The sequence below is a fragment of the Paraburkholderia sp. J8-2 genome (genome assembly GCF_905220195.1).
Lineage (GTDB): Bacteria > Pseudomonadota > Gammaproteobacteria > Burkholderiales > Burkholderiaceae > Paraburkholderia.
The window spans coordinates 98,746-124,484 of sequence record NZ_CAJMZA010000012.1 but is presented as its reverse complement, the minus strand read 5'-3'; the positions used below and the strand labels follow the sequence as shown (position 1 = coordinate 124,484).

General features: G+C 64.0%; 25 protein-coding genes. 10 read left to right on the top strand and 15 right to left on the bottom strand.

Features of this window, described 5'->3' with window-relative positions; all coding sequences use genetic code 11:
* Positions 1-295 precede the first annotated feature (295 nt).
* The gene (locus U5A52_RS24590; protein WP_321910173.1) at positions 296-937 is read left to right on the top strand and encodes a MarC family protein; all 642 of its coding nucleotides are present in this window, start codon (positions 296-298) and stop codon (positions 935-937) included.
* A 37-nt stretch (positions 938-974) separates the two neighbouring features.
* Positions 975-1,349, top strand: coding sequence for a TraR/DksA family transcriptional regulator (locus U5A52_RS24585; protein ID WP_321910171.1), 375 nt, complete (start codon positions 975-977; stop codon positions 1,347-1,349).
* A 36-nt stretch (positions 1,350-1,385) separates the two neighbouring features.
* Here the strand turns inward: U5A52_RS24585 and U5A52_RS24580 are convergent, their stop codons facing one another.
* Both U5A52_RS24580 and U5A52_RS24575 read right to left on the bottom strand, forming a co-directional pair.
* Positions 1,386-1,940, bottom strand: coding sequence for a phosphoglycerate mutase family protein (locus U5A52_RS24580; protein ID WP_321936568.1), 555 nt, complete (start codon positions 1,938-1,940; stop codon positions 1,386-1,388).
* Between the two features lie 171 nt (positions 1,941-2,111).
* Complete coding sequence (locus tag U5A52_RS24575) at positions 2,112-3,002, bottom strand: LysR family transcriptional regulator (RefSeq protein ID WP_321936567.1); 891 nt, start codon at positions 3,000-3,002, stop codon at positions 2,112-2,114.
* 77 nt (positions 3,003-3,079) lie between these two features.
* Between U5A52_RS24575 and U5A52_RS24570 the strand changes: the two genes are divergently transcribed.
* Positions 3,080-4,381: an aspartate aminotransferase family protein gene (locus U5A52_RS24570; protein WP_321936566.1), complete on the top strand. Its 1,302-nt coding sequence runs from the start codon at positions 3,080-3,082 to the stop codon at positions 4,379-4,381.
* Between the two features lie 18 nt (positions 4,382-4,399).
* Here the strand turns inward: U5A52_RS24570 and U5A52_RS24565 are convergent, their stop codons facing one another.
* Complete coding sequence (locus U5A52_RS24565) at positions 4,400-4,858, bottom strand: Lrp/AsnC family transcriptional regulator (RefSeq protein ID WP_321936565.1); 459 nt, start codon at positions 4,856-4,858, stop codon at positions 4,400-4,402.
* Between the two features lie 114 nt (positions 4,859-4,972).
* On the opposite strand from U5A52_RS24565, the gene U5A52_RS24560 reads away from it, so the two are divergent.
* A complete protein-coding gene (locus U5A52_RS24560) occupies positions 4,973-5,614 on the top strand; it encodes a LysE family translocator (protein WP_321910162.1) in 642 nt (213 codons plus the stop codon).
* Positions 5,615-5,621: 7 nt separating this feature from the next.
* Here U5A52_RS24560 and U5A52_RS24555 read toward each other — a convergent pair whose 3' ends face one another.
* The 4 genes from U5A52_RS24555 to U5A52_RS24540 form a co-directional block, all read right to left on the bottom strand.
* Positions 5,622-6,284, bottom strand: a complete 663-nt coding sequence (locus U5A52_RS24555; RefSeq protein WP_321936564.1) for a gamma-glutamylcyclotransferase — start codon at positions 6,282-6,284, stop codon at positions 5,622-5,624.
* A gap of 149 nt (positions 6,285-6,433) precedes the next feature.
* Positions 6,434-7,129 carry a hypothetical protein gene (locus U5A52_RS24550; protein ID WP_321910158.1) on the bottom strand — a complete coding sequence of 232 codons (696 nt, stop codon included), beginning with the start codon at positions 7,127-7,129 and terminating at the stop codon, positions 6,434-6,436.
* Positions 7,126-7,740 carry a hypothetical protein gene (locus U5A52_RS24545; protein ID WP_321936563.1) on the bottom strand — a complete coding sequence of 205 codons (615 nt, stop codon included), beginning with the start codon at positions 7,738-7,740 and terminating at the stop codon, positions 7,126-7,128. The genes U5A52_RS24550 and U5A52_RS24545 overlap by 4 nt, the downstream gene beginning before the upstream one ends.
* Positions 7,737-8,285 (bottom strand): PAAR domain-containing protein, encoded by a 549-nt coding sequence (locus tag U5A52_RS24540; protein WP_321936562.1) that lies wholly within the window; start codon positions 8,283-8,285, stop codon positions 7,737-7,739. Before U5A52_RS24540 ends, U5A52_RS24545 begins: the two co-directional genes overlap by 4 nt.
* Before the next feature lie 363 nt (positions 8,286-8,648).
* Between U5A52_RS24540 and araD the strand changes: the two genes are divergently transcribed.
* From araD to U5A52_RS24520, 4 genes are all read left to right on the top strand, one after another.
* Positions 8,649-10,397, top strand: a complete 1,749-nt coding sequence (araD, locus tag U5A52_RS24535) for an L-arabinonate dehydratase (RefSeq protein WP_415774049.1) — start codon at positions 8,649-8,651, stop codon at positions 10,395-10,397.
* Positions 10,398-10,424: 27 nt separating this feature from the next.
* Entirely contained in the window at positions 10,425-11,174 is a 750-nt protein-coding gene (locus U5A52_RS24530) for a ribonuclease activity regulator RraA (protein WP_321910150.1), read from the top strand.
* 117 nt (positions 11,175-11,291) lie between these two features.
* A complete protein-coding gene (locus U5A52_RS24525; RefSeq protein WP_321936606.1) occupies positions 11,292-12,575 on the top strand; it encodes an MFS transporter in 1,284 nt (427 codons plus the stop codon).
* A gap of 55 nt (positions 12,576-12,630) precedes the next feature.
* Positions 12,631-13,701: a LacI family DNA-binding transcriptional regulator gene (locus U5A52_RS24520; protein ID WP_321910148.1), complete on the top strand. Its 1,071-nt coding sequence runs from the start codon at positions 12,631-12,633 to the stop codon at positions 13,699-13,701.
* Positions 13,702-13,718: 17 nt separating this feature from the next.
* On the opposite strand, the gene U5A52_RS24515 is transcribed toward U5A52_RS24520, so the two are convergent.
* Positions 13,719-14,696, bottom strand: coding sequence for a 2-hydroxyacid dehydrogenase (locus tag U5A52_RS24515; protein ID WP_321936560.1), 978 nt, complete (start codon positions 14,694-14,696; stop codon positions 13,719-13,721).
* A 45-nt stretch (positions 14,697-14,741) separates the two neighbouring features.
* A complete protein-coding gene (locus U5A52_RS24510; protein WP_321910146.1) occupies positions 14,742-16,106 on the bottom strand; it encodes an MFS transporter in 1,365 nt (454 codons plus the stop codon).
* Between the two features lie 174 nt (positions 16,107-16,280).
* Between U5A52_RS24510 and U5A52_RS24505 the strand changes: the two genes are divergently transcribed.
* Positions 16,281-17,453, top strand: coding sequence for a citrate synthase family protein (locus tag U5A52_RS24505; RefSeq protein WP_321936559.1), 1,173 nt, complete (start codon positions 16,281-16,283; stop codon positions 17,451-17,453).
* A gap of 64 nt (positions 17,454-17,517) precedes the next feature.
* Here U5A52_RS24505 and U5A52_RS24500 read toward each other — a convergent pair whose 3' ends face one another.
* The 5 genes from U5A52_RS24500 to U5A52_RS24480 all read right to left on the bottom strand — a co-directional run bounded on the left by U5A52_RS24500 (position 17,518) and on the right by U5A52_RS24480 (position 22,678).
* Positions 17,518-17,856 (bottom strand): CBS domain-containing protein, encoded by a 339-nt coding sequence (locus U5A52_RS24500; protein ID WP_321936558.1) that lies wholly within the window; start codon positions 17,854-17,856, stop codon positions 17,518-17,520.
* A 277-nt stretch (positions 17,857-18,133) separates the two neighbouring features.
* Entirely contained in the window at positions 18,134-19,150 is a 1,017-nt protein-coding gene (locus U5A52_RS24495; RefSeq protein WP_415774048.1) for an SGNH/GDSL hydrolase family protein, read from the bottom strand.
* Positions 19,151-19,290: 140 nt separating this feature from the next.
* Positions 19,291-20,460: a GGDEF domain-containing protein gene (locus U5A52_RS24490; RefSeq protein ID WP_321910140.1), complete on the bottom strand. Its 1,170-nt coding sequence runs from the start codon at positions 20,458-20,460 to the stop codon at positions 19,291-19,293.
* A 123-nt stretch (positions 20,461-20,583) separates the two neighbouring features.
* Positions 20,584-21,168 (bottom strand): UbiX family flavin prenyltransferase, encoded by a 585-nt coding sequence (locus U5A52_RS24485; RefSeq protein ID WP_321910138.1) that lies wholly within the window; start codon positions 21,166-21,168, stop codon positions 20,584-20,586.
* Positions 21,161-22,678, bottom strand: coding sequence for a UbiD family decarboxylase (locus U5A52_RS24480; RefSeq protein WP_321936557.1), 1,518 nt, complete (start codon positions 22,676-22,678; stop codon positions 21,161-21,163). The genes U5A52_RS24485 and U5A52_RS24480 overlap by 8 nt, the downstream gene beginning before the upstream one ends.
* Before the next feature lie 123 nt (positions 22,679-22,801).
* Between U5A52_RS24480 and U5A52_RS24475 the strand changes: the two genes are divergently transcribed.
* Positions 22,802-23,689, top strand: coding sequence for a LysR family transcriptional regulator (locus U5A52_RS24475; RefSeq protein WP_321910135.1), 888 nt, complete (start codon positions 22,802-22,804; stop codon positions 23,687-23,689).
* 638 nt (positions 23,690-24,327) lie between these two features.
* On the opposite strand, the gene U5A52_RS24470 is transcribed toward U5A52_RS24475, so the two are convergent.
* Entirely contained in the window at positions 24,328-25,632 is a 1,305-nt protein-coding gene (locus U5A52_RS24470) for an NAD(P)/FAD-dependent oxidoreductase (protein ID WP_321936556.1), read from the bottom strand.
* Between the last annotated feature and the right edge of the window lie 107 nt (positions 25,633-25,739).

Below are 25,739 nucleotides of genomic sequence, written 5' to 3'. Positions count from 1 at the left end.
GGTCGCTGGACTTGCGCGTCACGATTGACTCCCGTTGGTCATCCGAAGATCCATTATGGCACCGGCACGCAGGCGATCAATACGCATTGAACCCAGCATGCATTGGATTGTCAACGCCAAACGAGCGATGCAAAGTATCGGAAAATGCAGCGGGCGATTCTATCTCTGACGTGGCATAAACTGTGCGTGCCGTGAACGTCGCGGACATGGCGGCCAGGAATTCAAGCGTCTGCTGTACTCGTGAATTGGGACGCGTTGAGAATCGTAGGGCGGATGACGATCACGAGGTGACCTCATGGCCATCGACTTCGCGTTTTCAATGAAGGTCTTTTCGGCACTCTTTGCGATCATGAATCCGATCGCGAACATCCCGGTGTTCATTTCGTTGACTGAGGGACTGTCCGATGGAAAGCAGCGGGCGGTTGCGGCCACAACCTTTATCGGCGTGACGATTGGCTGTGTTATTTCCGTCACGCTCGGCGAGACGATTCTCAAGGTGTTCGGGGTCAGCATCGACGATTTCCGTCTCGCGGGCGGGTTGCTCGTATTGCTGATCGCGCTGGACATGGTACACGGGTCATCGAGCGCGCAGCACACGCCGCGGCAAGGCGAGCTAGGCGAAAGCGGCTATGATCAGGACGTGGCGGTGTTTCCGCTGACCACGCCGCTTCTTGTGGGCCCTGGCACGATCGCCACGTTAGTGGTGTTCGGCCACACCGCAGACGCCAACGGGAAGATTGCGAGCCTCGCTACGGGGCTGGTCGTGTTTCTCGCCTTGCTGGCTGCTGCATTGTTTTCCGCGCCATATCTCGGGCGCTTTTTGTCCGCCAAGGTGACAGCGATCACCAAGCGTTTGATGGGTATGATCCTTGCAGCCATCGCGGTCGAAATGATGGCCGTCAGTTTGACGGCGATATTCAAAGGTCTGCTCCACTAGCTCGCAGTGTCGTCGATGGGTCTTTGGGAGAATCAACATGACTGATCAGATATTGAGCGAAGCATTCATCGAGAGTCAGCGTCAGCGCTTGCTGGCGCTGCAGCGTGAGGTGCTCGGCGGCGAAGAAGGCACGATTGCGGCGGAGCGCGATCAGGAAGAGGCGTTTGGCGAGGAAGCAAGGGAAGCCGAGGACGATGCCCAGAGAATCGAACAGGACGTCGCCAATCAGGCCTTGCGCAACGTGAACGACCGGAGAATCGCCGACATCCAGCGCGCGCTTGAGAAGATCGCAGAAGGCACCTATGGATATTCCGACAAAAGCGGCGATCCTATTCCCATTGAACGTCTGAAGATATTGCCCGAGGCAATCTTTACGGTGCAGGAGCAAAGCGAGCGTGATGCTAGCCGGTGACTGTGCTCGTTTTTGATCGAGACCAGAACATAAGGCCTAGCGGATTGGCGCGTTGGAATCGCCAGCGAGTAGCGATTGCGGGAGCTGTGAAAACGACCAGCCTTCCCCTGCGCGATCGAATATCCAGACCATGTCGAAACGCTCGTCCGGCCACGTTGCCGGGACCGTGGGCACGCGAGGTATGTGTCCAATGAGCGAGGGCAGCACTTTGTGCTCCCACGCTATCAACACGACGCCCGGTCGAGAGAGTACGTCTGTCATGAGCGCTCGGCCGTCGTCTTTCAGGTAGGTGTTGACGTAATCGACCTGCGATGTTTCGCGCAGCAGCGACACAAGGGGCGCCACCGTCTGCATCGAGCGTTTGCTCTTGCTGGAAGGACCGGCCCCCGCTGCGAATACGGTAGCTGGCTTGAGTGGCGTTGCATGCGTTGTCTCGTTCGGGCAGAAGAATCGCGCCAAAGCGCCGGCTCGCTGCCAGCCGCGCACGCAGAGACTTTCCGCGTCGGGTTTGCCATCCGCCTCGATCCCGATGCCTTCATCGGATGCGGGCTTCTCGGCGTGCCGGATAAACATGATTCTATTGGGTCGCATGTTGCCTCCGGGGTGCGGTTGAAACACGGCATACGATGTTATTACGAATTCAGTATCGACCCGCTCACGTCACGAAAGCACGAAAGCAAGCGACGCGACGTGGTTGCGCCTGCCTGGCAGACCGTGGCAGTGCGCGCGTAGCGTGCGCGCGCCCTGTTCGCGGCAGCGTGCTCACAACATCGGCAGCGTGAGTCGAATGTGCTCCGCAAACGCCGCCGTGAGCAGCGAGGGCCGCTTGCGAGCGAACTTTATCGTGATCCCGACGGCCGGCAAGGGCGGCAGCGCCGGGTCGCCAGTGAGAATGGCCAGATCCGGCGGAACTGCGGTTTGCGTCATGACGGCGAAGGCCTGGCCCGAACGCACGAGCGCGGTAAGCCCGGCGAGGCTGCTGCTCGCATACGCGACCCGGTAGGCTCTGCCCGCGCGCTCCAATGCCTCGCAGGCCGCGATGTGGTCGAGCGTATCGGGATCGGAGAGCGCGAGCGGCAGCGGGTCGAAGTGGGCGGCGTCGAGTTCGGGCGAACCGATCCAGACCAGTTGCTCGCGGCGAATGATCTCGTCGTCCGTGTCGCCGGCGTTCAAAGGCAGCGACACCATCGCGAGGTCGACCGCTCGCTTGTCGAGTTGTTCGAGCAGGCGCGGCGTGGGCACGCAGACGACTTCCACGAGCGCATGGGGATGCTGGCTCGAAAACTGTCGCAGCAAAGAGGGGAGGAACACGGCCGCATAGTCGTCCGGGCAACCGAAGCGGATGCTCCCCGACAGGCCCGTGCCGCACAGGTCGGCCATCGCCTCGTCGTGCAGGCGCAGGATGCGCTGGGCGTGGACCAGCAGCCGCTCGCCGGGGCTCGTCAGCGCGACGCCGCGCCCGGTGCGCTGAAACAGCGGCTGATCGACGATCTCCTCGAGCCGCTTGATCTGCTGGCTCAGCGCCGACTGCGTGCGGCCCACGCGTTCGGCCGCGCGGCTTAGCGAACGCACCTCGGCAATGACCGCGAACGAGCGCAGCAAATCGATTTCGAGCGGGCGGCTCACGATATTAGCCTCTCTTCTAGCTTGCATAAGAACTATTCGATTCTATAAAACCAGAGCGCCGACTAGACTGCAAGAAAAACCTGCCACCCGAAAAGGAGAAGCCTGTGTCCAGGAACGACGACGAACAGTTTTGGCGCAACGCGCGGCAGCACCTGATCCGCTATGGCGGCACGTTCGAGCCGATGATCATCGAGCGCGCCCAGGGCAGCTTCGTCTACGACGCGGACGACCGCCCGATACTCGATTTCACCTCGGGGCAGATGAGCGCGGTGCTCGGCCACAGCCACCCCGAGATCGTTTCGGTCATCAACGAATATGCGGGCAAGCTGGACCACCTGTTCAGCGGCATGCTCTCGCGGCCCGTGGTCGAGCTGGCGACGCGCTTAGCCGATGTCACGCCCGCCGGGCTCGACCGGGCGCTGCTGCTGAGCACCGGCGCGGAGTCGAACGAGGCCGCCATCCGCATGGCGAAACTCGTCACGGGCAAGTTCGAAATCGTGGGCTTTGCGCAGTCGTGGCACGGCATGACCGGCGGCGCGGCTTCGGCCACCTATAGCGCAGGCCGCAAGGGCGTAGGTCCCGCAGCGGTGGGCTCGTACGCGATTCCCGCGCCGTTCATGTACCGGCCGCGCTTCGAGCGCAACGGGCAATACGACTACCTCGCGGAACTCGACTACGCGTTCGATCTCATCGACCGCCAGTCGAGTGGCAATCTCGCGGCCTTCATTGCGGAGCCGATCCTGAGTTCGGGCGGCATCATCGAATTGCCGCCGGGCTATATGGCGGCGCTCAAGCGCAAGTGCGAAGAGCGCGGCATGCTGCTGATCCTGGACGAGGCGCAAACAGGCGTTGGCCGCACCGGCACGATGTTCGCGTGCGAGCACGACGGTGTGACGCCCGACATTCTCACGCTCTCCAAGACGCTGGGCGCGGGCTTGCCGCTGGCGGCGGTGGTGACGTCCGCGCAGATCGAAGAAGCGGCGCACGAACGCGGCTTTCTGTTCTACACGACCCATGTGTCCGATCCGCTTCCCGCCGCGGTCGGCCTGCGGGTGCTGGACGTGGTGGAGCGCGACGGACTCGTTGCGCGCGCAAACATCATGGGCGACCGGCTCAGGCGCGGACTGCTGGACCTGATGGAGCGCTTCGACTGCATCGGCGACATTCGCGGGCGCGGCCTGCTGCTGGGTCTCGAGATCGTCAAGGACCGCCGCACGAAGGAACCCGCCGACGGTCTTGGCGCGAAGATCACGCGCGAATGCATGAAGCTTGGGCTCAGCATGAATATCGTGCAGTTGCCCGGCATGGGCGGCGTGTTCCGCATTGCGCCGCCGCTGACCGTAAGCGAGCAGGAGATCGATCTCGGCGTGGAACTGCTGGGCCAAGCAATCGCGCGTTCGCTTTGAGCCCCTGGGTCGTCGCGGCTACGCCTTGCCGCGCGACCCGTTTTGAGGCGGCGTGAGCGCACGCGCGGCGAGCGGCGTGGACATGACAATGGACGTGCGCGTCTCGCCGTAAAGGTTGATCCGCTGGATCAGTCGCTCCAGATCGGCCACGCTCGTTGCCACCAGGCGAATGACGTAGGAGTCCGCACCCGTGACGTGATGGCATTCGAGCACCTCGGCAATCGTGCCGAGCAGCTTGAGAAACTTCGCTTTCGCGGACTGCGGCACCGTAATGCCGATCAGGGCGCAGAGGGGATAGCCAGCGGCGGCCGGATTCACGCGCGCCGTATAGCCTTCGATCACGCCGGCATCTTCGAGACGTCGCACGCGTTCCGTGACCGCCGGCACCGAGAGATGCACGCGGCGAGCCAGCTCCGTATAGGTCATGCGCCCGCTCTCCTGCAGCAGCGCCAGTATTTTCCAGTCCAGATCGTCCATCTTGGCGAAATGTTTAAGGTGAGATGCCCATTTTCCCTTAAATCCCCGCTTCTGCGGATAATCTTCGCGGTCTACGATAGTCCCCCACAGAACATGAATTGCGGAGAGAGGGACATGTTGTTCGTTAAAGCGGTGGCGTTGGGTTTTTGCATCGCCGCACCGGTCGGGGCCATCGGCATGCTGTGCATCCAGCGCAGCCTGAGCCGGGGTTTCCGCTCCGGCTTTGCCACTGGCATGGGTGCTGCGTGCGCGGACGCGTGTTACGGCTTGCTCGGCGCGCTCGGCGTGGCGGGTATCGTCGCGGCGCTGCCGATGCTGACCGTGGGCTTGAAGGCGGCTGGCGGGGCATTTCTGGTATGGATGGCGTGGACGATCGCGCGCGAGGCGCCTCGTGCGCCGGCCGCCGTCCAGGAGGGCTTGCGCACGCCTGTTACGCGTGACTTCTTCACGACGTTTGCGCTCACGCTCTCGAATCCCCTGACGATTTTTTCGTTCATCGCCGCTTTTGCGGCGCTCGGACCATTGCCGGCCATGCCGGGCGAACATGGCGTGCCGGGATGGCTTTCGGTGGCGCCCATGGTGACGGGTGTGTTCGCGGGCTCGGCCGTGTGGTGGCTGTTCCTGAGCGGCGTGACCTCCGCGTTGCGAACCAAGCTGCCGCTCGCGTTCACGCGGGGCATCTCCATTTTTTCCGCCGTTGCGATCGCCGCGTTTGGCGTCGTTCAGTTGGTCACGGGACTCGCGCGGCTCGCTTAGCGCGTAGTCAGGGCGTCAATTCGATCCGTTCGAGCGCCTGCGCCACCTCATCGACGTAGGCGTCGGTCAACGCACAATCGGCGAGCGCTTGCCTGAGCTGGAACACATATTCCGCGTTGGAGCCGAGCGGTCCCTGCGCCTGGGCGATCAGGCGGGCCACCGTCGCGGGGCTCGAATCGGCCTCGTATTGCCGCGGGCAATCACTTGCCACGAAGGCGAGAGCGTGGCGCGTTTCGCCCGTGGCGAGTGTCACGGTGGTCCAGGCCGGCGTATAGGCGCCGGTCAGCATCTCGCGGGTCCAGAGGATATGCAGTTCTTCTTCGAGCGTCGCGGCGTCGAGGCGCAGCGCGAGGCCTTGCGTGGCGCCCCCTGGCTCCAGCGCGAGCATGCGGCCCGGCCGCTGCGGCGTGCCGCGGCCGCCGAAAAGGCGAATGCAAAAGCTCCGGCGCCAGCCGTGCAGCGTGGCGCTCGCGCGCCGGTCGAAGCGCGAGAGCGGATTCCACATGAGCGAACCGTAGCCGAACACCCAGATCTCTTTGCCAGCGGGGCGCTTCGCCATCGTTTCGGCGAGCGACTGGTCGATTTGGGTCTGCGTCCAGAGAATTTCCGGCGGAAGATGGCTGAAACTCTCGAGAAACGCACCGGAGCGGATGGCGTCTCTGTTTAGCATGGCGTCGGCATGATCGTGAAATCTATGAGACGCAGTATGCGGGCGCTGTTAGTCTGGATAAAGTGGTTCGAACGCGATGCTGTGTTCATCGGGAGGCGACAATCGCTGCGGCAATTGGTCATCCGCTTGTCCTGGCGCGGCGAGATCGGCTATTCCTGTCGATAGAAGGTGAACGGGTTCTCTGGCGTAACGAAGCGCAGATTGATCTTCTTGCTTGTCGGGGCAAATCGCCCGCGCTCGAATGCAAAGTACGAGATTTGCAAACCTGTTCGTGCATCCTGCGTCGCATTCCACACATAACTATTCTGCGGGAAGACCACTTGGCCGTTGTGCGTTGCTAGCACGGCCCGGCATGACGAAAGAAGGCCAGGCAAATGAAGAAACACTGGCTGATGGCCAAACGGGTTCATCAGAAGGAATATCTGTTGACGGCGATTGGCTTCGCCGGACCCGCTACCGTGCCCCTCCAGACACAGAAGCGGCGAACGATTGTCCAGACCTTTCGCAATGAAAACTTCGGCGGTGCCGGGGTAGATGTCGCCCGTGTGTTCGTTTGGAAATGTTATGGCCTGGGCAAACCTGTACGTTTTCTTATTGATTGATATGTGCCCCGAAGCAACCTGAATTCTCGCGGGTCTCCCGTTGATGGTTGCCCGTATCTCCGCATAGATGCCATTTTCGCCGAAGTTGGAATATACATTCCTCCTGTCTTGCTTGAGCGGGGTTTTGAAAATGGCGCCTGGTTGGTCGGCATAAAAAGCGTCATAGTCGTCGTAAATTTTCTCTGCATATGCGTATGTCGATATGCAAGAGGAGACGGCCAGGAGGATTGTGAAGCGCTTCATCGATACGATTTTCCACCCGTTGCCTGCAGGTAGTCGGGATCGTGAATCCAGAAAATCGTGCTTCCGTGGGCTGCGGTTGAAATCCATACCGAATCGTACCGGCCACGCTCGGCGCCATCGACGACCTGGCCAGTCTTTCTGTTTCGCACTCGCCAATACGCAATGACAGACCGGCGTTTTTCCGGCACGTCGAATAGGTTGTGGGACGGATCTGTCCATTTGAATCCGTCGCGGACTTTGGGGTGGCTGGAATACCTGGTTTTGAAATCCAGCCCATCCCACCAGAACGCACCATTTGAAGGGTCCACGCCGCTGTTCGCTATTGCCTCGCGTGCAGAGTCAATCGCCAGTTGCATGCCTGGATTGAACGCTATCTCCGCGTCTGATGTTCGCATGAGCTTATTGAAACGCTCATTGGAACCGTCCCACGCGTATGCATAGTTTGGATCCGCACTGCGCAATTCGGTCACAGTCTTGTTGCCCCACGCACGACACCTGTTAGCAACTGCAAAAGCGATGCCGCCGATTTCCTGAGCGTCGTTTGCCGTTGAAGCTTCGCCGTAAGCAATGGCTGCGAGCAGACGCACGTTTTTGTCGATCGTGTCGCTCATCTGACGTCCCCCTTGCGCCATGCAATGAACGTTAGATTGGGATAGTCGGCTTTAGAAACGATTGCCGTTCTCCCGGTGACAAGCGATTGACTATTGACCAGCGAAACACCGTTGCTTAACAGCGTATAGGTCATTCCTTCAATTGGAGCGCCGCTTACCGCGTCAACGATTTCAAAGTAGTGTTCCAGTTCGTCGTGCCCGGCCGGGGATGCGCGGGTCATCGAATGGCCGGCACCTGTTGCCCTTTCCAGTTCATGCGACTCGAACACATGCCAGGCGCTGTTCTGCGAAGCAAGGAGCACCGGTGGCGGATCGCATCTGCAGAGGCAGAGATCGCCTTCCAGGGCCTGCTGCTTGCCCATCATCGTTGCCTTGCGATGCGGGCCGTTCCAGCCAATCACGCCTTCCGAATTGCATTCGGGACACCAGATCTTCGCGCCGATGAAAGTGAGCGGCGTGCCGTGATGCAGGCAACTATCGACGCCTTCGAGCACAACGCCACCCGCCGTCGTCTTGTCTCCGAGCTTTAGCAGGGCTCGTCTCATTTCGACTCCCCTGCGCGGCATTCCCGCTTACCTGACATTTTCCTATCCTCACGAAGTCGATAAAAAACGCCCGTCTAGCGATATGGCTGGTGCGCAATGGCGGGATAAAATTATCTTGTGTGAGATATCGTCAGGTAGACCGGCCGGCGGTGGTATCGGATATGTCCGAAAAAGGGGCGGCAACCGACATGCAGCGCAGCACGACAGACGCACTGCGTGCATCACGCTCCGTATTTCCCCCAGGATCCGATCGCGAATGATAACGCTACCATCTGGAACACCTCACCAGCGGCCCTATCGAACCCGCCCGCCCTCGGCGGTTTTTTTATTCGCCGAAATGGTAGCGTTATCATGGAGAACGCCTTGTCCCCAGTCCGCAAGAAGCCCGAAGACCTGCGCAGCTACCGCTGGTACGGCGTCAACGACCTCCGCTCGTTCGGCCACCGCTCGCGCACCGCGCAGATGGGCTATCACGCGTCCGATTACATGGGCAAGCCCGTGATCGCCGTGGTGAACACGTGGAGCGAGATCAACTCGTGCCATACGCACTTCAAGCAACGCGTGGAGGAGGTGAAGCGCGGCATCTGGCAGGCGGGCGGCTTTCCGGTCGAGATGCCCGTGATGACGTTGGCGGAGCCGTTCCAGAAGCCCACCACCATGCTTTACCGCAACTTCCTCGCCATGGAGACGGAGGAACTGCTCAAGTCGTACCCGTTCGATGGCTGCGTGCTGATGGGCGGCTGCGACAAGACCACGCCGGGTCTCCTGATGGGCGCGATCAGCATGGATCTGCCCGCGATCTATCTGCCCGCCGGGCCGATGCTGCGCGGCAACTGGAATGGCCGCACGCTCGGCAGCGGCTCGGACACATGGAAGTACTGGGCGGAGTTGCGCGCGGGCAAGATCACCGAAGACGAGTGGAAGGGCATCGAGAGCGGCATCGCGCGCTCGCCGGGCCACTGCATGACGATGGGCACGGCCTCGACGATGACGAGCGCCACCGAAGCGCTCGGCCTCACGCTGCCTGGTTTTTCGTCGATTCCCGCGGCGGACTCGCGTCACGCGCAGTACGCGTCGCTCACGGGGCAGCGCATTGTCGAGATGGTGTGGGCCGACCAGAAGCCCTCGGACATCCTCACCGCGAAGGCGTTCGACAATGCCGTGACCACCGTGCTCGCGATGTCGGGCTCGACCAACGCGATCGTGCACCTCGTGGCCGTGGCCCGCCGCGCGGGCATCGATCTGACCACGGCGCGCTTCGACGAACTCGCGCGCGTGACGCCCGTGCTCGGCAATATCCGCCCGGCCGGCCAGTATCTGATGGAGGACTTCTATTACGCAGGCGGCCTGCGTGCGCTGCTCGTGGAACTCGGCGACCTGATCGACGGCACGCAGATGACCGTGAGCGGCAAAACGCTCGGCGAAAACATCGCGGGCGCGGAAATCTTCAACGACGACGTGATCCGCACGCGCCGCAACCCGCTCGTCGCGCGCGACGGCCTTGCCGTGCTCACGGGCAATCTCGCGCCGGACGGCGCGGTCATCAAGCCCGCGGCGATGGAGGCGCATCTGCTCAGGCATCGCGGCCCCGCCGTCGTGTTTCGCGACTACAACGACATGGCGGCACGTATCGACAGCGACGACCTCGACGTCACCGCCGACTCCGTGATCGTGCTGCAGCACGCGGGCCCCGTAGGTGCGCCCGGCATGCCCGAATGGGGCCAACTGCCGATTCCGCAAAAGCTGCTCAAACAGGGCGTGCGCGACCTGCTGCGCATTTCCGACGCGCGCATGAGCGGCACGAGCTACGGCGCGTGCGTGCTGCACGTGGCGCCTGAATCGTTCGTGGGCGGGCCGCTCGCGCTCGTCAAAGACGGCGACATCATCGAGCTCGACGTCGAGGCGCGCCGCCTGCATCTGCAGGTGAGCGACGCGGAACTGGCCGCGCGCAAAGCGGCGTGGACGGCGCCGAAGCGTCCGTTCGAGCGCGGCTTCGGCGTGATGCATCAGCTGCACGTGACGCAGGCGAACAAGGGCTGCGATTTCGATTTCCTCGAAACGCCAGCCGCCACGCCGTGCGAAGCCCACGGCACCGAGCCTGAAATTCACTAATCTCCACCATCGAAGACATCACCGATCATGACCGCACCGAACTCTGCAACGAACCCGCCAGTCAGCGAAGCCGCGCTCGAACAACTGCGTCACGTGAGCACCGCCACGCTCACGACCCAACTCTTCAAGCGCGGCCTGCGCAATGTGTTTTTGCAGGGCGTGGCGCCGCTCGTGAAGCCCGAACCGGGCACGCCGAATCTCGTCGGTCCTGCATTCACGCTGCGCAATATTCCGGCGCGCGAGGACCTCGACCACGTGGGCGTGTTTCAGAATCCGGATCATCCGCAGCGCAAGGCCGTGGAAACGGCGCCTGCGGGTAGCGTGCTCGTGCAGGACTGCCGTGGAGACCGCACCGTGGCGTCGGTGGGCTCGATTCTCGCGTTGCGTCTCGCGAAGCGCGGCGTGGCGGGCATGGTCTCGGACGGCCCTGTGCGCGACAGCGGCACGATCGCGGCGCTCGGTTTGCCTCTGTGGTGCGCGGGGGCGAGCGCACCGCTGAATCTCGCGAAACATCATGCCGTGGACATGAACGTGCCGATCGCGTGCGGCGGTGTGGCGGTTTATCCGGGCGATATCGTCGTGGCCGATGCCGACGGCGTCGTGATCGTGCCGCATGAAATGGCCGAGGAAGTGGCGCGCGACGCCACCGAACAGGAGCGGCTCGAAGCGTTCATCACCGAGCGCATCGAGTCGGGTCTCGCACTGCGCGGCACCTATCCGCCGAACGAGGAAACGCTGGCGGCATATCGCGCATGGTGCGAGCAGCAGGCAAAATAGGCCGCCTGAAGTAAGCAGAACGGCACCAATAAACAGAGGCCCGTGCGCAAAGCGGGCTCAGGAGACAACGTGAACGATGCCATCGCAGCGGTTGACGAGCCGCGTCTGATCAACCGCATGGGCTGGCGGCTAATGCCGCTGCTCGGCGTGCTTTATCTGGTCGCGTATATCGACCGCTCCAACATCGCCTTCGCGAAGCTGCAGATGCTCGACAGCCTCGGGCTTTCCGAGGTCGCATACGGGCTTGGCGCGTCGCTGTTCTTCATCGGCTATCTGCTGTTCGAGGTGCCGAGCAATATTTTGCTCCACAAGTACGGCGCGCCGCGCTGGATGGCGCGCATCATGTTCACGTGGGGCGTGGTGACGATTTTGCTCGCCTTCACGCGCAACGCCACGATGTTCTACATCCTGCGCTTTTTGCTGGGCGCCTCCGAGGCGGGGCTCTATCCCGGCGTGATCTATTACCTCACCCTGTGGTTCCCGCAGCGCCACCGCGTGCGCATGCTCGGTTACTTCACGGTGGGCAGCAGCCTCGGCAACATGGTCGGCGCGCCGATTTGCGGCTGGCTGCTCGACAAAGGCGGACTGTTCGGACTGCAAGGCTGGCAGCTCGTGTTCGTGGTCACCGGCATTCCATCGGTACTGCTGACGATCGTCGTGCTGTACCTGTTACCGAAAGCGCCGCAGCAAGCGACGTTCCTCTCCGAAGGGGAGAAGCGCTGGCTCGTGCACACGCTCTCGACCGAGAGCGCGGCCGCGCGGGGCCGGGAGCGCCACGGCTCCGTGCTCAGCGTGCTCACGGAGCCGCGCGTGCTCGGCATGGCGTTCTACTACATGATGCTGTCGATTTCCGTGTACGGCGTGAGCTACTGGCTGCCTACGCTCGTCAAGGGATTCGGCGTGAGCAACACCACGAACGGGCTGCTCAACATCATTCCCTGGCTGCTGGCGACGATCGTGCTCGCGACGCTCCCTTCGCGGCTGCGCGCGAGCAATCATGCGACGGTCGCGATGCTCGTGGCGTCGCTGCTCGGCATGGTGTTCTTTGTTTCGTCGGTGTTTCTGCCGGGCCACGCGCTGCGCTTCGCCGCGCTGTGTCTTGGTGCGCCGTGCATGTATCTGCTGATTCCGTGCTTCTGGACGCTGCCGCCCAAGTTCCTTTACGGCGCGCGCGCTGCGGCAGGCATTGCGGCAATCAATTCGCTCGGCAATATTGGCGGTTTCATTGCGCAGAATCTCGTGCCCTTCGTGAAGCAGGCAACGGGTAGCACGCGCATGCCCATGCTCGTGCCCGCCGCGTGCATGGTGATCTTCGCGATCGTCACCGCCATGATCCTGCGCCGTGGCAATCGTACGCCGCAAGCCGCAGACGGCGCGCCCCTGCCGAACAACGCACGCTAGGCTGCGAGGCGCATTCGCTACAATAGCCGCGCACCGCCCACACCCGTTCACGTTCATGTCGACCATCAAACCCGCTCCGAGCATCGAACACGCGGACGCCACCGTGCGCACGAAGCGCACGCGCGGCGGCCCGAAGGGCCTGCGCATCACCGATGTCGCCGCGCAGGCGGGCGTCTCGCCCATCACGGTTTCGCGTGTGTTCAACAACCCGGAGTCGGTCGCGCCGGAAACGCTGGAGCGCGTGCGTCAGGTCGTGCAGAAACTGGGCTATGTGCCCAACCGGCTCGCGGGCGGGTTGTCGTCGGCGCGCTCGCGGCTCGTTGCGGCCATCGTGCCAACGGTTTCGCACTCGCTGTTTGCGGAAACCATTCAGGTGTTCAGCGAGACGATGTCGCGCGCGGGCTACGAAGTGCTGCTCGCGCTGAGCGGCTATAGCGCGTCGAACGAGGAGAGCCTGCTCGATACGGTTTTAAGCCGCCGTCCCGAAGGCGTGCTGCTCACGGGTGTGGCGCATACCGAATCGTTGCGCGAACGCCTCAAGAACGTTGGCATTCCCGTGGTCGAAACGTGGGACATGACCGATACGCCCATCGACATGCTGGTGGGCTTTTCGCACTACCGGATCGGCGCGGCGGTGGCCGAGCACTTTATCGCGCGTGGCGCGCGCCGTCCCGCGCTCATCTCCGCCAACGACGCGCGCGCGCTCGCGCGGCGCGCGGGCTTTCGCGAACGGCTCGCGCAGGCAGGCATCGAGGACGTGCCCGAGGAACAGGTCGCGCCACCGAGTTCCGTCGCGCACGGCAAACGCGCGCTGCCGCAACTGCTCGCGCGCGCCCAGGATATCGACGCCGTGTTCTGCGGCTCGGACTTGCTCGCGATCGGCGCGCTCGGTGCCGCGCGCCAGATGGGCGTGCACGTCCCCTCGCAACTGGCGATTTGCGGCTTCGGCGATCTGGAATTCGCCACTGAAACCACGCCCCAGCTCACGACGGTGCGCGTGGAGGGCACGCGCATTGGCGTGAACGCCGCGCGCTTTTTGCTGGACCGCCTGAGCGGCGAAACCAGCGTGACCGAGGCTCGCGCGCTCGACGTGGGGTTCACGATCGTGGCGCGCGAATCGGCCTGAGTCTTGCCCGGGAGCGGTCAGGCTGCTGCTGCGGTCTTCACGACTTCCGGCGTTTGCTCAGGTGCGCTGCGCGGACTGGCAATGCCAAAATGGCTCGCCAGCATATCGACCACGTTATCGGCCATGCCCGTGCGCGTTTCTTCCGTTGCCGAACCAATATGCGGAGTCAGCACGACGCGCGGGTTGTCGATCAGCGCTTGCGGCACATGGGGTTCGTGCTCGAACACGTCGAGCGCCGCGCCTGCGATACGTTCTTCATCGAGCGCCGCGATCAGCGCTTGTTCATCGACCACCGGACCGCGCGCAATGTTGATGAGGAAGCCTTGCGGGCCGAGCGCGTCGATCACGGCCGCATTCACCAGATGATGCGTTTGTGGCGTGAGCGGGCAGGTGAGGATCAGCATGTCGCTATCGGCCGCAAGACGCGTTACGTCGTCGTAATACGGCAGATCGACGCTCTTGCGGTTCGGCCCGTAGTACGCGACATGCGAGCCGAACGCCTTCAACCGCTTCGCGATGGCCGCGCCGATCATGCCGAGCCCGACAATGCCGACCTTCATGCGCGAAATCGAGCGGCCGAGCGGCAGTGCGCCATGCTCGGGCCATTGTCCGGAGCGCACGTAGGCGTCTGCCTGCACGATGTCGCGCGTGAGCGCGAGCGCCAGGCCAATAGCGGTATTCGCGACATCTTCGGCCAGCACGTGCGACGCGTTTTCGATGCGGATGCCGCGCGCCTGCGCGCTTTTCACGTCGAGGTTGTCGAGGCCGGCGCTGTAGCTCGCAATGATCTCCAGCGCGGGCAGGGCGTCGAGAAATGCCGCATCGATCTTCGTCTTGCGCAGCGCGATGCCGCGAATGGACGCGCCGTGCTGCGCGAGAAACGCAGCCGCTTCTTCCGGCGCCTTCGGCAGATCGAGCATCGTGAAGAGCGAGGCGAGTTCCGCCTGGGTGCGTTCCGGCAATTCGGCTGCGTTGAGAATGATGGGTTTTGCCATGGTGAATCGATGAATCCTTGCTTCGGTTGAGGCGTGGGCACGCGCTCAGTTGACGTTCACGCGCTCGATGCGGCCCATGAACACGAGATAAACCAGCGCCGCGACCACACAGTGTGCCGCGACAAAATAAAGACCGGCCGTGTAGCCGCCCGTTGCCTGCACGATATAGCCGAACACGATAGGCGTGACGATACCGCCAATATTGCCGATACAGTTGAAAATCGCGCCGGCGAGACCCACGGCTTCGCGTGGCGCGGTATCGCAGACGATGGCCCAGGTGCCCGCGCCGGCCGCTGCGCCCTTGCCGAAGAAAGCGAGCGTCATGAGCAGCACGATCACGGTGTTGCTCTCGGTGAACGCCGAGAACACGATGCAGCAGCCCACCGCCATGCCGACGATATAGGGCGTCTTGCGCGCCCACGAAACGCTCCAGCCATGCCGGATCAGCGCATCCGAAATCACGCCGCCCGCAATGCCGCCCAGAAAGCCCGCGACAGCCGGGAGCATCGTCGCGAGGCCGGCCTGCATGACGTTCATGCCGCGCGCCTGCACGAGGTAGATCGGAAACCACGTGATGAAGAAATAGCTCAGCGCGATCACGCAATATTGGCCGATATACGAGCACCAGAGCATGCGGTTGCCCAGCAGCATGCGCAGCGCCTTGCCGGACACCGCGGGGCGCGACAGACGCTCGAACTTCGAGTCGATGTCGATCATCGCGCCGCCCGCGACGAGACGGTCGAGTTCGGCCGGCGAAATGCGCGGGTGTTTGCGCGGTTCGTTCATCACGCGCACCCAGATGCCGGCGCAGGCAATGCCGATCAGGCCGAGTGCGAAGAACGGTGCGGGCCAGCCGAACTTGCCGGTGAGCCAGCCCGCGAACGGCGAGAAGATCGCCACCGCGAAATACGATGCGGACGCAAACAACGACGTGGCGAAGCCGCGCTCCTCCTTCGGGAACCACATGACCGTCACGCGGCTGTTGGCGGGGAAACTCGGCGCTTCGATGAGCCCCAGTGCGAAGCGCAACGCGAACAGCAGGCCCAGCGCCATCGATACATCGGAAGTGACCTTGCCGACGAAGCCGACGAGTATCGTTGCGAGCGACCACAGGATCAGCGTGGCGCCGTACATGACCTTCGTGCCCACGCGGTCGAGCAGCAGGCCGCCTGGGATCTGCCCGACCACATAGGCCCAGCTGAACGCCGAAAGCACGTAGCCGAGCTGGATGGGGTTGAGCCCGAATTCCTTTGCAATGCCGGGTCCGGCAATCGAGAGGATCGCGCGGTCTGCGTAGGCGACCGTCGCGAGCAACAGGATGGCGGCCAGAATCGTGTATCGCGTGCGGGTGGCGCGCGCGGCGCTTGTGACTTCAGTGGCGGCGTAGCTGACGGACCTCTGCGTGGACATCGGTGTCTCCAGTGTCGGGCTCTAAGGCGCGGTTATCATTGTCGATCCGTACCCGTAAGCTGCGTTGCTGTGCGCGGGTCGGATTGACTGTATTTGACGCACCCCGCCAGAACGCGTCAATCTTGATTAAGTGAATCAACCAGCCCAACCCAGGGAAAGCGAGTGGAAAACTGGATGACGCAGGAGGAGGCCTGTCACGCGCTCGGCGTGCGCAAGCAGACGTTGTACGCGTATGTGAGCCGCGGGCGCATCGAGGTGCGCTGGGACCCGGAGCACGCAAGCCGCAAGCTGTACAGCGGCTCGGATGTCGCGGCGCTCAGGAAGAAACGGGATCTGGGCCGCGCGCACAAGAACATCGCGGCGAGCACGATGGCATGGGGCGAACCCATCATCAACACGCGTATTTCCACGATTGCGCGGGGCAGGCTCTACTACCGCGGGCACGATGCGGTCGAACTCGCGAGCCGGGCGACGCTCGAAGAGGTCGCCCAATGTCTATGGGCAACCGGCGCTGCACCGGTTTTCCCCACCTGCCACGACGACGTGAGCGTGCCCGTTGGGGCGCCGCCGCGTGCGCGAGTGTATGCGTCGATTGCACTCGCCGCGGCGCAGCCGCCTTCGAGCGGCGCGCTCGTTGCCGCGCGGTTGAACGAGGAAGCTGCGCGCCTCGTGGGCCGCTTGGCGAGCGCCTTCGTCGGGCCTCGCAACATCGGCGCCTTCGGTGAAAGCGGCGCGCTGCATGAGCGGCTCGCGCGTGCGTGGCAGTGCGAAGCGCAGGCGGACTTGCTGCGGCGTGCGCTCGCGTTGCTGGCGGACCAGGAGCTGACGACCTCGGCGTTTGCCGCACGCGTGGCCGCATCGACGGGCGCGTCGCTTGGCTCATGCATGCTGGCGGGTCTCGCCGCGTTCGCCGGGCCCTTGCATGGCGACGCCGCATTGCGCGTGCAGGCGCTGCTCGGCAAGGTGCGCGAGATGGGTGTCGCGGCGGCGGCCGAGTCGTGGCTCGATTCGAACGGCCCGTTGCCGGGTTTCGGTCACGCGCTTTATCCGCAAGGCGACCCGCGCGCGGCGGATCTGCTTGCGGCGTTCGAGGCACCGGACGACGTGCGCGCGCTGATCGACTACGTTCACGCGTCGCGCGGTCTCGCGCCCACGATCGACATCGCGCTCACCGCGCTGGCCGCCTGGTGCCGCTTGCCGGAAGATGCCGTGTTCGCGATATTCGCCATTGGTCGCAGCGTGGGCTGGATGGCGCACGCCATCGAGCAGATGACGAGCGGCACGCTGCTGCGGCCGCGGGCCAACTATATCGGACCCGCCGGCGTTGGAAATCATCAGGAGTATTGACGAAGGAAATCGCCCTCATTCTCCAGATGTGACAGACGTATGCAGTCGATGTTCGAAGGCTGCGCTAGAGCGTGGGCGTCACGCGAGGAAACGTTTTATGCACGATGGCGTCGTCGTGTGCTTTGCCGTTGACCGCGGGCGGTGCGGGATCGTCTGCAGCGGCCTGTTCGCGCGGCGACGACACGAGGATTTCGAGCCACCGTGCGCGTTTCGCGCGGACCGTACCGTTCGCTACTCGATGCAGGATGTCGCTGTGGCTGACGATGCGGACAACCTTTCCCGTTGCGTCGATGACCGGCAGGCCGCCGATATCGTTGTCGACGAACAAGGTCGCCACGTCGCGGATCGTCATCTCCGGCATGGCGGAGACGACGGACTCGGTCGTGATGTCGAGTGCGCGCATGGTCGCTCCTTCAGCGTGACGCGACGAATCTTCATTCGTCGCACGATTCTGGCAGACACACCGGCGGGGGCACACGGTGCCAAGGCGCCAGAATCGGGGTTCGCAACGAACGACTGCTCGCACTGCCTACGATGCGCATCTATGGCAGGCGATGGTCTCCTCGCTGCATAGCGCGGTCACGTCCGAGCGGGTTGCGAAATGCGTCACGCACTGAGTGTAGGTCACATTGCTGGTAAGTGTGTGCTGGCTACGCCCCGCGGCCGCGTGAATCCAGCACTCAATGACCCAGGCCGCTCGCCGCGATCTGCTGCTCGACGTACTGCGCGAAGAGCGTATGCGTGTGCGTGGTCGGGTGCAGGTCGTCGGCGAACATATAGGTCTGGTCGGCATTGGCCGCGACATAGGTGGCCGGCGAGCAGAGCAACGAGGTGTCGTCCGGCGTTTTCGAAGCGTCGCACGCCTGGGCCGTGTTGGACACGCTAAATCCGCTCGCCTGGAAGTTCGCCACGAGCTGCGTGATCCAGGTGTACGAATCGACTTCGATGACCTTGCCCTGCAAACCTTCGGCCTGCAATGCGCCGTTCAATGTCGAGTTGAAGAGCTGCGATAGCTGGGTCAGATTCGCGCCGCCGTCGGCAGCGGCAAGGCCCTTGGGCGAGAGCCCGATGTTCGGCACGTTGATCACCACGACATGCGTGGCGCCGGCCTGCACGATCTGTCCGACGATTTGCGCGAGCGTCGTGGCGGCGGTTTGCACGACGGTATTGGCGGACGGCGGATTGCCCGCGCGCAGCACGTCGTTCGCGCCTGCCCAGACCAGCACGAGCTGGCCGGAGTTGAAGCTGCCGTGCGCGGACAGATAGTTCGACACCTGCTGATTGACCGGCATTTCGATGTTGCCGATCACGCTCGAGAGGAAGTCGTACTGGTCGGCCGGCGTGGCGACCGTCGAGCCGCCCTCCGCGTAGCCGAAGCCACCTTGCGCGCTCAGCTTGTGATCAATGCTGACGGTGTAGGCGGCGCTCAGGGTGTCCCCGTAATATTGCGCGACGTCCTGGGACCAGACCTGGCCCGGGTTGGTCGTGAACCGCCCGCCGCCTACGGCGCCCGCAATCGGCGCGTAGGTTCCGACATCGGAAAGACTGTCGCCGAACGAGACGACCTGCAGCTTGACGCCGCCCGCCGGCGTGTTCGCGCCGGTGCTCGAGCCTCCGCTTGCGCTGCTGCCACCGCCGCCGCCACCCCCGCCGCCGCAAGCCGCGAGCAGGACAATGAGTCCGGCAGAAATTGCCATCCGGATCCGGGAATCGATCGTTGCCATTGCGCCCCCTTACCGCTCAGTGCGGTTACGCCCGCGACCGGGATGAGGCGGGCTTAAGTGGCTCAGCAAAAAGGATGCGCGCAGCCTACAAATGGCTGACTTGGCGTGCGGTGCTAGAGAACCAGCATTTCGAGCCGGTTGCCGCCCAGCGACTTCGCGCTGTAGAGCGCGGCGTCGGCAGCGGCCAGCAGGTCGGAGAGCGTGGACGCCTCGTGACCATGCTGCGCGAGGCCGATGCTCACCGTGGCGCGTATGTCCACGCCTTCGATCTTGTGCGTCGCGGTTTGGGCGAAGCGCCGGGCGATCGCTTCGCCCACCGCTTTGGCGCGCAAGCGGTCGTGGCCTGGCAGCAGGGCGGCGAATTCTTCACCGCCTATGCGCGCGAGGATCGCGTCGGGCCCCATGGCGCTGCGGGCAATGTCGGCGAACGCCTTGAGGACTTCGTCGCCGGTCTTGTGGCCGTAGCGGTCGTTGATGGTCTTGAAGTGGTCGAGATCGAAGGCGAGGAGCGAGACCGGCTGGCGGGCCCCGGCCTCGCGCGCCCCGGCCTCGCTCATCACGCGCTCGCCTTCTTCGAAGAACCAGCGGCGGTTGCCAAGGCGGGTCAGGTAGTCCGTTTGGGATTCGCGCAAAAGCTGCCCGTGCGTTTCCTCGCGAATCAGCTTGAGCAGCGACATGGGCAGAACGATCGAATACAGCACGCCTTCATACATCGTGATCTTGCTGACCAGCGCGACGAAGCCGTCCCCATAGCGGCTCCCCAACAAGGGGAGCAAAAACGTCCTGAACACGTAAAAAAGGGCATGAAAGCCGGTCACGAAGGTCGCGACGTGGCGTGATTGCACCCCTTTCATGCCGTCGCCGCGCAACAACTCGCGCGAAGTCATGCCGCTCGCCAGCGCAATGGGAAACGCGCTCGCGTAATACCACATCTCGGCCGGATGCCGTGCGCCCCATGTGGCCCACGTCAGCGCGATCAGCGCGAGCAGGGCGATCGAGCCTGCCCGGTATTGCCGCCCGTTCATCGTCGCGACCCCGTGCAACACCAGCAGATAGCCGGCCATGATGATGAGGTTGCTCAGCGCCGCGCCCCATACGCCCGGCAGGTCGGCGCGCACGAGTACCGCGGCGCACCCGGTTGCGAGGGTGGCGTACCCGGCGGCAAGAATCCGTAAGGCCTTGCTGCGCGCGGGATGCGTTCGATGCTCCCAGAGCGTGATCAGGGAACTGGCTAGCAGGGTCCCGATCAGGAGAAAGTAGATGGTAAGTAGATCGACGTGCATCGCTGGCGTGAGGCTTCTACGCCGGTACATCGCGGCGAACGGCGCATTTTACGCCGAAACTTAATACTGCGATGCACGTTCCCTGATTGTCCGGCGTGCGTCCGCGGGGTGTCCACGGAGGCTTTACGCGTCGCGCCACGCCTCTATGCGTTCGGTATCGAGCCCGAACTGGTCGAGCGCGCGGCTCACCGAATGATCGACCATCTCCTGCAGGCTCGCGGGCTTCGCGTAGAACGCGGGCACCGGCGGGAACACCACTGCGCCGGCCTCGGTCACCGTCGTCATGTTGCGCAGGTGAATGAGGTTCAGCGGCGTTTCCCGCACCATCAGCACGAGTGGCAGGCGCTCCTTGAGCACCACGTCGGCGGCGCGCGTGAGCAGCGTGCTCGTGACGCCCGAGGCGATCTCGCCAACGGTGCGCATCGAGCACGGCACGACGAGCATGCCGAGCGTGCGGAACGACCCCGACGCAATGGAAGCGCCCACATCGGCGATCGGGTGGACATGGTCGGCGAGCGCATGCACGGCTTCGCGCGAGAGGTTCGACTCGTACTCGCGCGTGAGTTCGGCCGCGCGGGAGATCACGAGATGTGTCTCGACCTCCATTTCGCGCAGCAGACGCAGCGTGCGCTCCGCATAGATAAAGCCCGTGGCGCCCGTCACGCCCACGATCAGCCGCTTGCGGCCATTCAACGCGCGCTTACTCATGATCGCCCCCGAAAAGCGTGGGGGCAAACGGGCGCGGGTCCACCTCCTTGAACTTCGCCCGCACGAATTCGTCGCGCAGATGGTACGGCGCCGTGCAGTCGAAGATGGTCTTGCAGGTCACGCCGCGCGCGGGCAGCGCGGGATTGAATTCGGGCGTTTGCGAGGGGTCGAGCACATGCCCGTTCACCTTGGGCACGAACACGGTAGAGACGTCGCCCTGGTAGCGCGTGGTCATGGCCCACATGACGTCGTCGGTGTCGAAGGGATCGACGTCGGCGTCCACGAGGATCACGTGCTTGAGTTCCGAGTACACGCCGAGCGCGATGATCGCCGCCTGCCGCGCGCGGCCGTCGTCGAAGGCCGACTGCTTGTTGACCTGCAGCACCGCGAGCAGCTTGCCGCCGCCGGCCGTGTGTGCGTACACCTGACTCACGAAGCCGGGCATGGCGGCTTCCACGGCGTTGTAGATGCTCGCCTCGGTGGGAATGCCCGCGAGATTCGTGTGCTCCTCGCCCGGGCCCACGAGCGTTTGCATGATTGCGCCGTGGCGCATCGTGATGGCCTTGACCTTGATGACGGGCAGCGCAGGATTGGCCGGGCCGTTGTAGCCCGGAAATTCAGGCATGGCGTGGCCGGTGTGCGTGTGCTGGTCTTCGGCCACGCGCACGTTCGGCAGGATCTCGCCTTCGATCACGATCTCGGCGCGCGCAATCGACTTCTGCTTCACGCTCACGCAGTCCACGAGTTCGACCGGCTTGCCGCGCAACCCGCCCGCAATGGAAAGTTCGTCGAAGCCGAACGGCGTGGTGGGCGCTTCGAAGCAGGCGCCGATATGGATGGCCGGGTCGAGCCCCATGTTCACCGAGACGGGCAGCGCCTCGCCGCGCGCTTCGGCTTTCTGGCGGAAAGCGTCGATATGGCGGCCCGGCGCGAAGAAGATGGAAAGCTCGTCGCGGCCCTGCACGCACAGGCGGTGGATGGTGACGTCGGCGTGGCCGGTGTCAGGGTCGCTGCCCAGCACGAGGCCGAGGCACAGGAACGGCCCGGCGTCGCTCTCGGTGTTGGTCGGCGCGGGAATGAGCTTGCGCAGATCGAAGCCGGGGTCGCTCGCGAGATACACGGTTTCCTGGCACGGCGCGGCTTCGCGCGGCACGCTCACGGGGTCGATGGCGTTGCGCACGGCTTGCGCCATGTGCTGGGTGAGGCGGCGCGGTTCGGCGTCGAGCAGCAGGCCTACGCGCTTGCGGCTCGCCATGAGGCCGACCAGCACGCGGCTTTGCGGGTAGCCCTTCACGTGATTGAAGATCATCGCGGGGCCGAGGCGGGTGGGCCGCTCGACCGTGCCGCCCGCGCCGATGTGCCGGTAGACGCCGGCAAGTTGCGCATGCGGGTCGACCTCGTGGTCGGTTTCGAGCAGTTGCCCGGGCGACTGCTCGAGCCGTTTGAGGGCCGAGCGCAGGTCGTTGATAGGTTCGGTCTGGAGTTGAGCGGGTTCGATTCGTTGATTCATGGTCGTGCGGTGTGGGTGAAGCCAAAGGCTGGATAGCCCTATTGGACCGGTTTGTATCGATCGAATCAATAAATCGAAACCGGCGATTTTGATAAGATAATCTTATTTGTTAAATGTGCAGCTATGGACTTTCGTTACTTCCGAACGTTCGTGATCGCGGCCGAGGAACTGCATTTCGGCCGCACCGCCGAGCGCTTGGGCATTGCCCAGCCGGCTGTTACGCAGCAGATGAAAGCGCTCGAAACGCAGCTTGGCTTCAAGGTGTTCCAGCGCGTGAGGCGGGGCATCGAGCTGACTGGCGCGGGGGCGGTGTTTCTGGAGCACGCGCGCGCCGCGCTTACGCAGGCCGAAACGGCGGTGCTGGCCGGGCGCCGTGCGAGCCGTGGCGAACTGGGCAAGCTGTGCATTGCCTATGCGAGTTCCGTAGCGCTCGAGCCGGAACTGCCTGCGCTGCTCAAGCGTTTTGCGCAGGCGCGGCCGGAGGTCGAACTGGAACTGCGCGCGATCTCCGTGCAGGCGCAGATGAACGCGCTCGCCGATGAGCGCATCGACGTGGCGTTTTTGCGCTCGCCGCCGGGGCCCCAGCCGGCCTCGATTCGCATCACGCCGTTTTCGCGCACGCCGCTCGATGTCGTGCTCTCTGGCGAACATCGTTGCGCCGGCCGTCGTCGGATTACGCTGCGCGACGTGGCCGATGAGCGCCTCATCGTCGTGGACGATCCGCCCGGCGTTGGGCTCGGGCATCGCGTGACGGAGCTGTGTCTCGAGGCCGGGGTCGAGCCTGCCAGTGTATTGCGCACGACCGATTCCGTGGGCGTGATGAGCTTCGCGGCAGCGGGGCTTGGAGTTGGCATCGTGCCGCGCACGCTCGCTCGCTTTGGGCTGGAAGGGGCGGTGTTCAAGCCGCTTGCGATGGCGAATGGGTATAGCGAAGTGGTGATCGCTACGCGGGCGTATGACCGATCGGCGGGGACGCGGGCGTTGCTGGAGATGGCCGCTCAGGAGCGGTGAGGTGGGGGCTGGTGATTTGCAGTGCGATGGTTTTTGTGTTCCTGGGGCTTGGGCCTTTTCTTGTGTTCGTGTCGGTATGCGAGCGTTGCCCCTGTGCGGGGCGGCACCTACTTTCTTTGCAGCGGCAAAGAAAGTAGGCAAAGAAAGCCGCTCAAACCGCCAGCGCCAGCCACAGTTGACATCGCGCCATCCCAGGTGAATGGCTCCGGAGCGTCTGTCACCTCGCACCACCGAACTGAGTGACAAGGCGCTCATCCTTCCGGCGGCGCTGCGCGCCCCGAAGGGCATAACCTAAAACCAGTGGTGCACTTGCATTGCGTTACGGCATGACAATGCCCCTCGGTTTCCCTTGCAGACCCAACCGCTGCGCGCGCAGCGAGCAGCGGGAACGGATGAGCGCTTTGTCACTAACGGGAATGGTGCGGGGCGACAGACGCTCCGGAGCCATTCACCTGGGATGGCGCGATGTGAACTGTGGCTGGCGCTGGCGGTTTGAGCGGCTTTCTTTGCCTACTTTCTTTGCCGCTGCAAAGAAAGTAGGTGCCGCCCCGCACAGGGGCAACGCTGGCATACCGCCACGAAAACAAGGAAAGCCCAAAGAGAAACACCAAACCGCCTGGCCACACGGCGACCTAAAGCTAAGGATAATCCTGCATGGCAAGCCAATGCCGAATCATCCGCGCCTGATCCGCATCGAGCGACTTGAGCACCTGCTCGGCGGGCTCCCGCCGCAACGCCTCAACAACAGGCGCAAGCGCAGCGTCGCACAGATGCCAGATGCCAAGCGGCTGGTCCGGGCTCGCGACCACATCCGCTTCGGCAATCATGCCGCCATCGATCACGGGCGCGCGTCCCACGTTCAACTCGTTGAAATCGGCGCTCACACGAGCAGGCCGGTCGTCGGGCCACGCGCCACGCGTTTGCCAGAAGGGCTGCGTGGTCCAGCGCTGTTCGAGCGCATACACATCGCGCCCGGTGCGCGCGAAGCGCATGAACAACTGCTCGATGCGCTGCTGGTGAAAGCGCAGCGCGAGCGGCGCGCGCTCGGGCCGCGCGAGCAGCGTGTGAATCACGGCGGGCGCCTGCAACGCTGAGGTGAGCGACTGGAACACGCCATTGCCCGCAAGCGGATCGACGGCCATGGCGGCGTCGCCCACGCGCAGCCAGTTGTGGCCGCCGGTACGGCCGCACAGCGTGGCGGTGCTGCTGCGCGCATAGAGGCGCACGTCGTTCGCTGCGTCGCCCGCGAAGAAGTCGCTGGCAAGCGGCGAGTGCCGCATGCGCTCGCAGAACGCGAGCAGTTCATCGCGCTGCGGCAGCTCGGGGTTCGTGACGTCCAGCGTCAATTGCCAGTAGCAGTGGCCGTTGCCGAGGCGCGCCATCCACGCCCACCCGGCCGGCAGGCTTTCCACCGCAGTGGCCGCCGCGCCCGCGCAGCCCTTCCATACGTTCAGCAGGCTCACGGTTTGCGGGCCGCGCGTGGCGTCGCGCAAGAGCGGTGCGAGGCGGCCACGCGCTTCGACAAGAAAATCCGCGCGCAACGTGAGCGGCCCGTCGGCGGTTTCGATCATGAGGTCGTGCCCCGCGGAAGTGGACTGCAGCGAACGCACATTCGCCTCGATCACGTCCACGCCCGCACCGCGCACGTCCTCGCGCAAGGCCGCATCGAACACACGCCGGTCGACGAGGAATTCCGCGTCGAGCGTTTGCAGCACGCCGTTCCAGAGTGTGGTGCGCACGCAGGGTCCCTCGCCGCAACTGGCTGCGCGATGCAGGCCCGCACGGCGCAGCGCTTCAATCGCGCGTGCCGATAGGGCTTCGGCAGCATCGAAGCGACGCCAGTCGCTCACCACCTGCACGCGATAGCCGAGCCCCACAAGCGCGCGCGCAACGGCTGACCCTGCTGGCCCCGCGCCGAGCACGACGATGCTGGCGGCATTCATGACGCACTGGCTCGCGAATAGTCACACGCGGACACACTCGCGAACAGGATGGGCGTGGCGGCATGAAGGGGAGGGAAGTAACCGTGCATGCTGTCCCCCGTGAATCA

Excerpts from the sequence above, each read along its gene's own strand:
- U5A52_RS24525 (WP_321936606.1), top strand. The coding sequence starts at position 11,292 with ATGGGCTGGCGGCTAATGCCGCTGCTCGGCGTGCTTTATCTGGTCGCG.
- U5A52_RS24590 (WP_321910173.1), top strand. The coding sequence starts at position 296 with ATGGCCATCGACTTCGCGTTTTCAATGAAGGTCTTTTCGGCACTCTTT.
- U5A52_RS24575 (WP_321936567.1), bottom strand. The coding sequence starts at position 3,002 with ATGCAAGCTAGAAGAGAGGCTAATATCGTGAGCCGCCCGCTCGAAATC.
- U5A52_RS24565 (WP_321936565.1), bottom strand. The coding sequence starts at position 4,858 with ATGGACGATCTGGACTGGAAAATACTGGCGCTGCTGCAGGAGAGCGGG.
- U5A52_RS24495 (WP_415774048.1), bottom strand. The coding sequence starts at position 19,150 with ATGGCAATTTCTGCCGGACTCATTGTCCTGCTCGCGGCTTGCGGCGGC.
- U5A52_RS24505 (WP_321936559.1), top strand. The coding sequence starts at position 16,281 with ATGACGCAGGAGGAGGCCTGTCACGCGCTCGGCGTGCGCAAGCAGACG.
- U5A52_RS24545 (WP_321936563.1), bottom strand. The coding sequence starts at position 7,740 with ATGAGCGACACGATCGACAAAAACGTGCGTCTGCTCGCAGCCATTGCT.
- U5A52_RS24520 (WP_321910148.1), top strand. The coding sequence starts at position 12,631 with ATGTCGACCATCAAACCCGCTCCGAGCATCGAACACGCGGACGCCACC.
- U5A52_RS24585 (WP_321910171.1), top strand. The coding sequence starts at position 975 with ATGACTGATCAGATATTGAGCGAAGCATTCATCGAGAGTCAGCGTCAG.
- U5A52_RS24500 (WP_321936558.1), bottom strand. The coding sequence starts at position 17,856 with ATGCGCGCACTCGACATCACGACCGAGTCCGTCGTCTCCGCCATGCCG.
- U5A52_RS24540 (WP_321936562.1), bottom strand. The coding sequence starts at position 8,285 with ATGAGACGAGCCCTGCTAAAGCTCGGAGACAAGACGACGGCGGGTGGC.
- U5A52_RS24510 (WP_321910146.1), bottom strand. The coding sequence starts at position 16,106 with ATGTCCACGCAGAGGTCCGTCAGCTACGCCGCCACTGAAGTCACAAGC.
- U5A52_RS24515 (WP_321936560.1), bottom strand. The coding sequence starts at position 14,696 with ATGGCAAAACCCATCATTCTCAACGCAGCCGAATTGCCGGAACGCACC.
- U5A52_RS24555 (WP_321936564.1), bottom strand. The coding sequence starts at position 6,284 with ATGCTAAACAGAGACGCCATCCGCTCCGGTGCGTTTCTCGAGAGTTTC.
- U5A52_RS24530 (WP_321910150.1), top strand. The coding sequence starts at position 10,425 with ATGACCGCACCGAACTCTGCAACGAACCCGCCAGTCAGCGAAGCCGCG.
- U5A52_RS24470 (WP_321936556.1), bottom strand. The coding sequence starts at position 25,632 with ATGAATGCCGCCAGCATCGTCGTGCTCGGCGCGGGGCCAGCAGGGTCA.
- U5A52_RS24550 (WP_321910158.1), bottom strand. The coding sequence starts at position 7,129 with ATGAAGCGCTTCACAATCCTCCTGGCCGTCTCCTCTTGCATATCGACA.
- U5A52_RS24475 (WP_321910135.1), top strand. The coding sequence starts at position 22,802 with ATGGACTTTCGTTACTTCCGAACGTTCGTGATCGCGGCCGAGGAACTG.
- U5A52_RS24580 (WP_321936568.1), bottom strand. The coding sequence starts at position 1,940 with ATGCGACCCAATAGAATCATGTTTATCCGGCACGCCGAGAAGCCCGCA.
- U5A52_RS24560 (WP_321910162.1), top strand. The coding sequence starts at position 4,973 with ATGTTGTTCGTTAAAGCGGTGGCGTTGGGTTTTTGCATCGCCGCACCG.
- U5A52_RS24490 (WP_321910140.1), bottom strand. The coding sequence starts at position 20,460 with ATGCACGTCGATCTACTTACCATCTACTTTCTCCTGATCGGGACCCTG.
- U5A52_RS24485 (WP_321910138.1), bottom strand. The coding sequence starts at position 21,168 with ATGAGTAAGCGCGCGTTGAATGGCCGCAAGCGGCTGATCGTGGGCGTG.
- U5A52_RS24480 (WP_321936557.1), bottom strand. The coding sequence starts at position 22,678 with ATGAATCAACGAATCGAACCCGCTCAACTCCAGACCGAACCTATCAAC.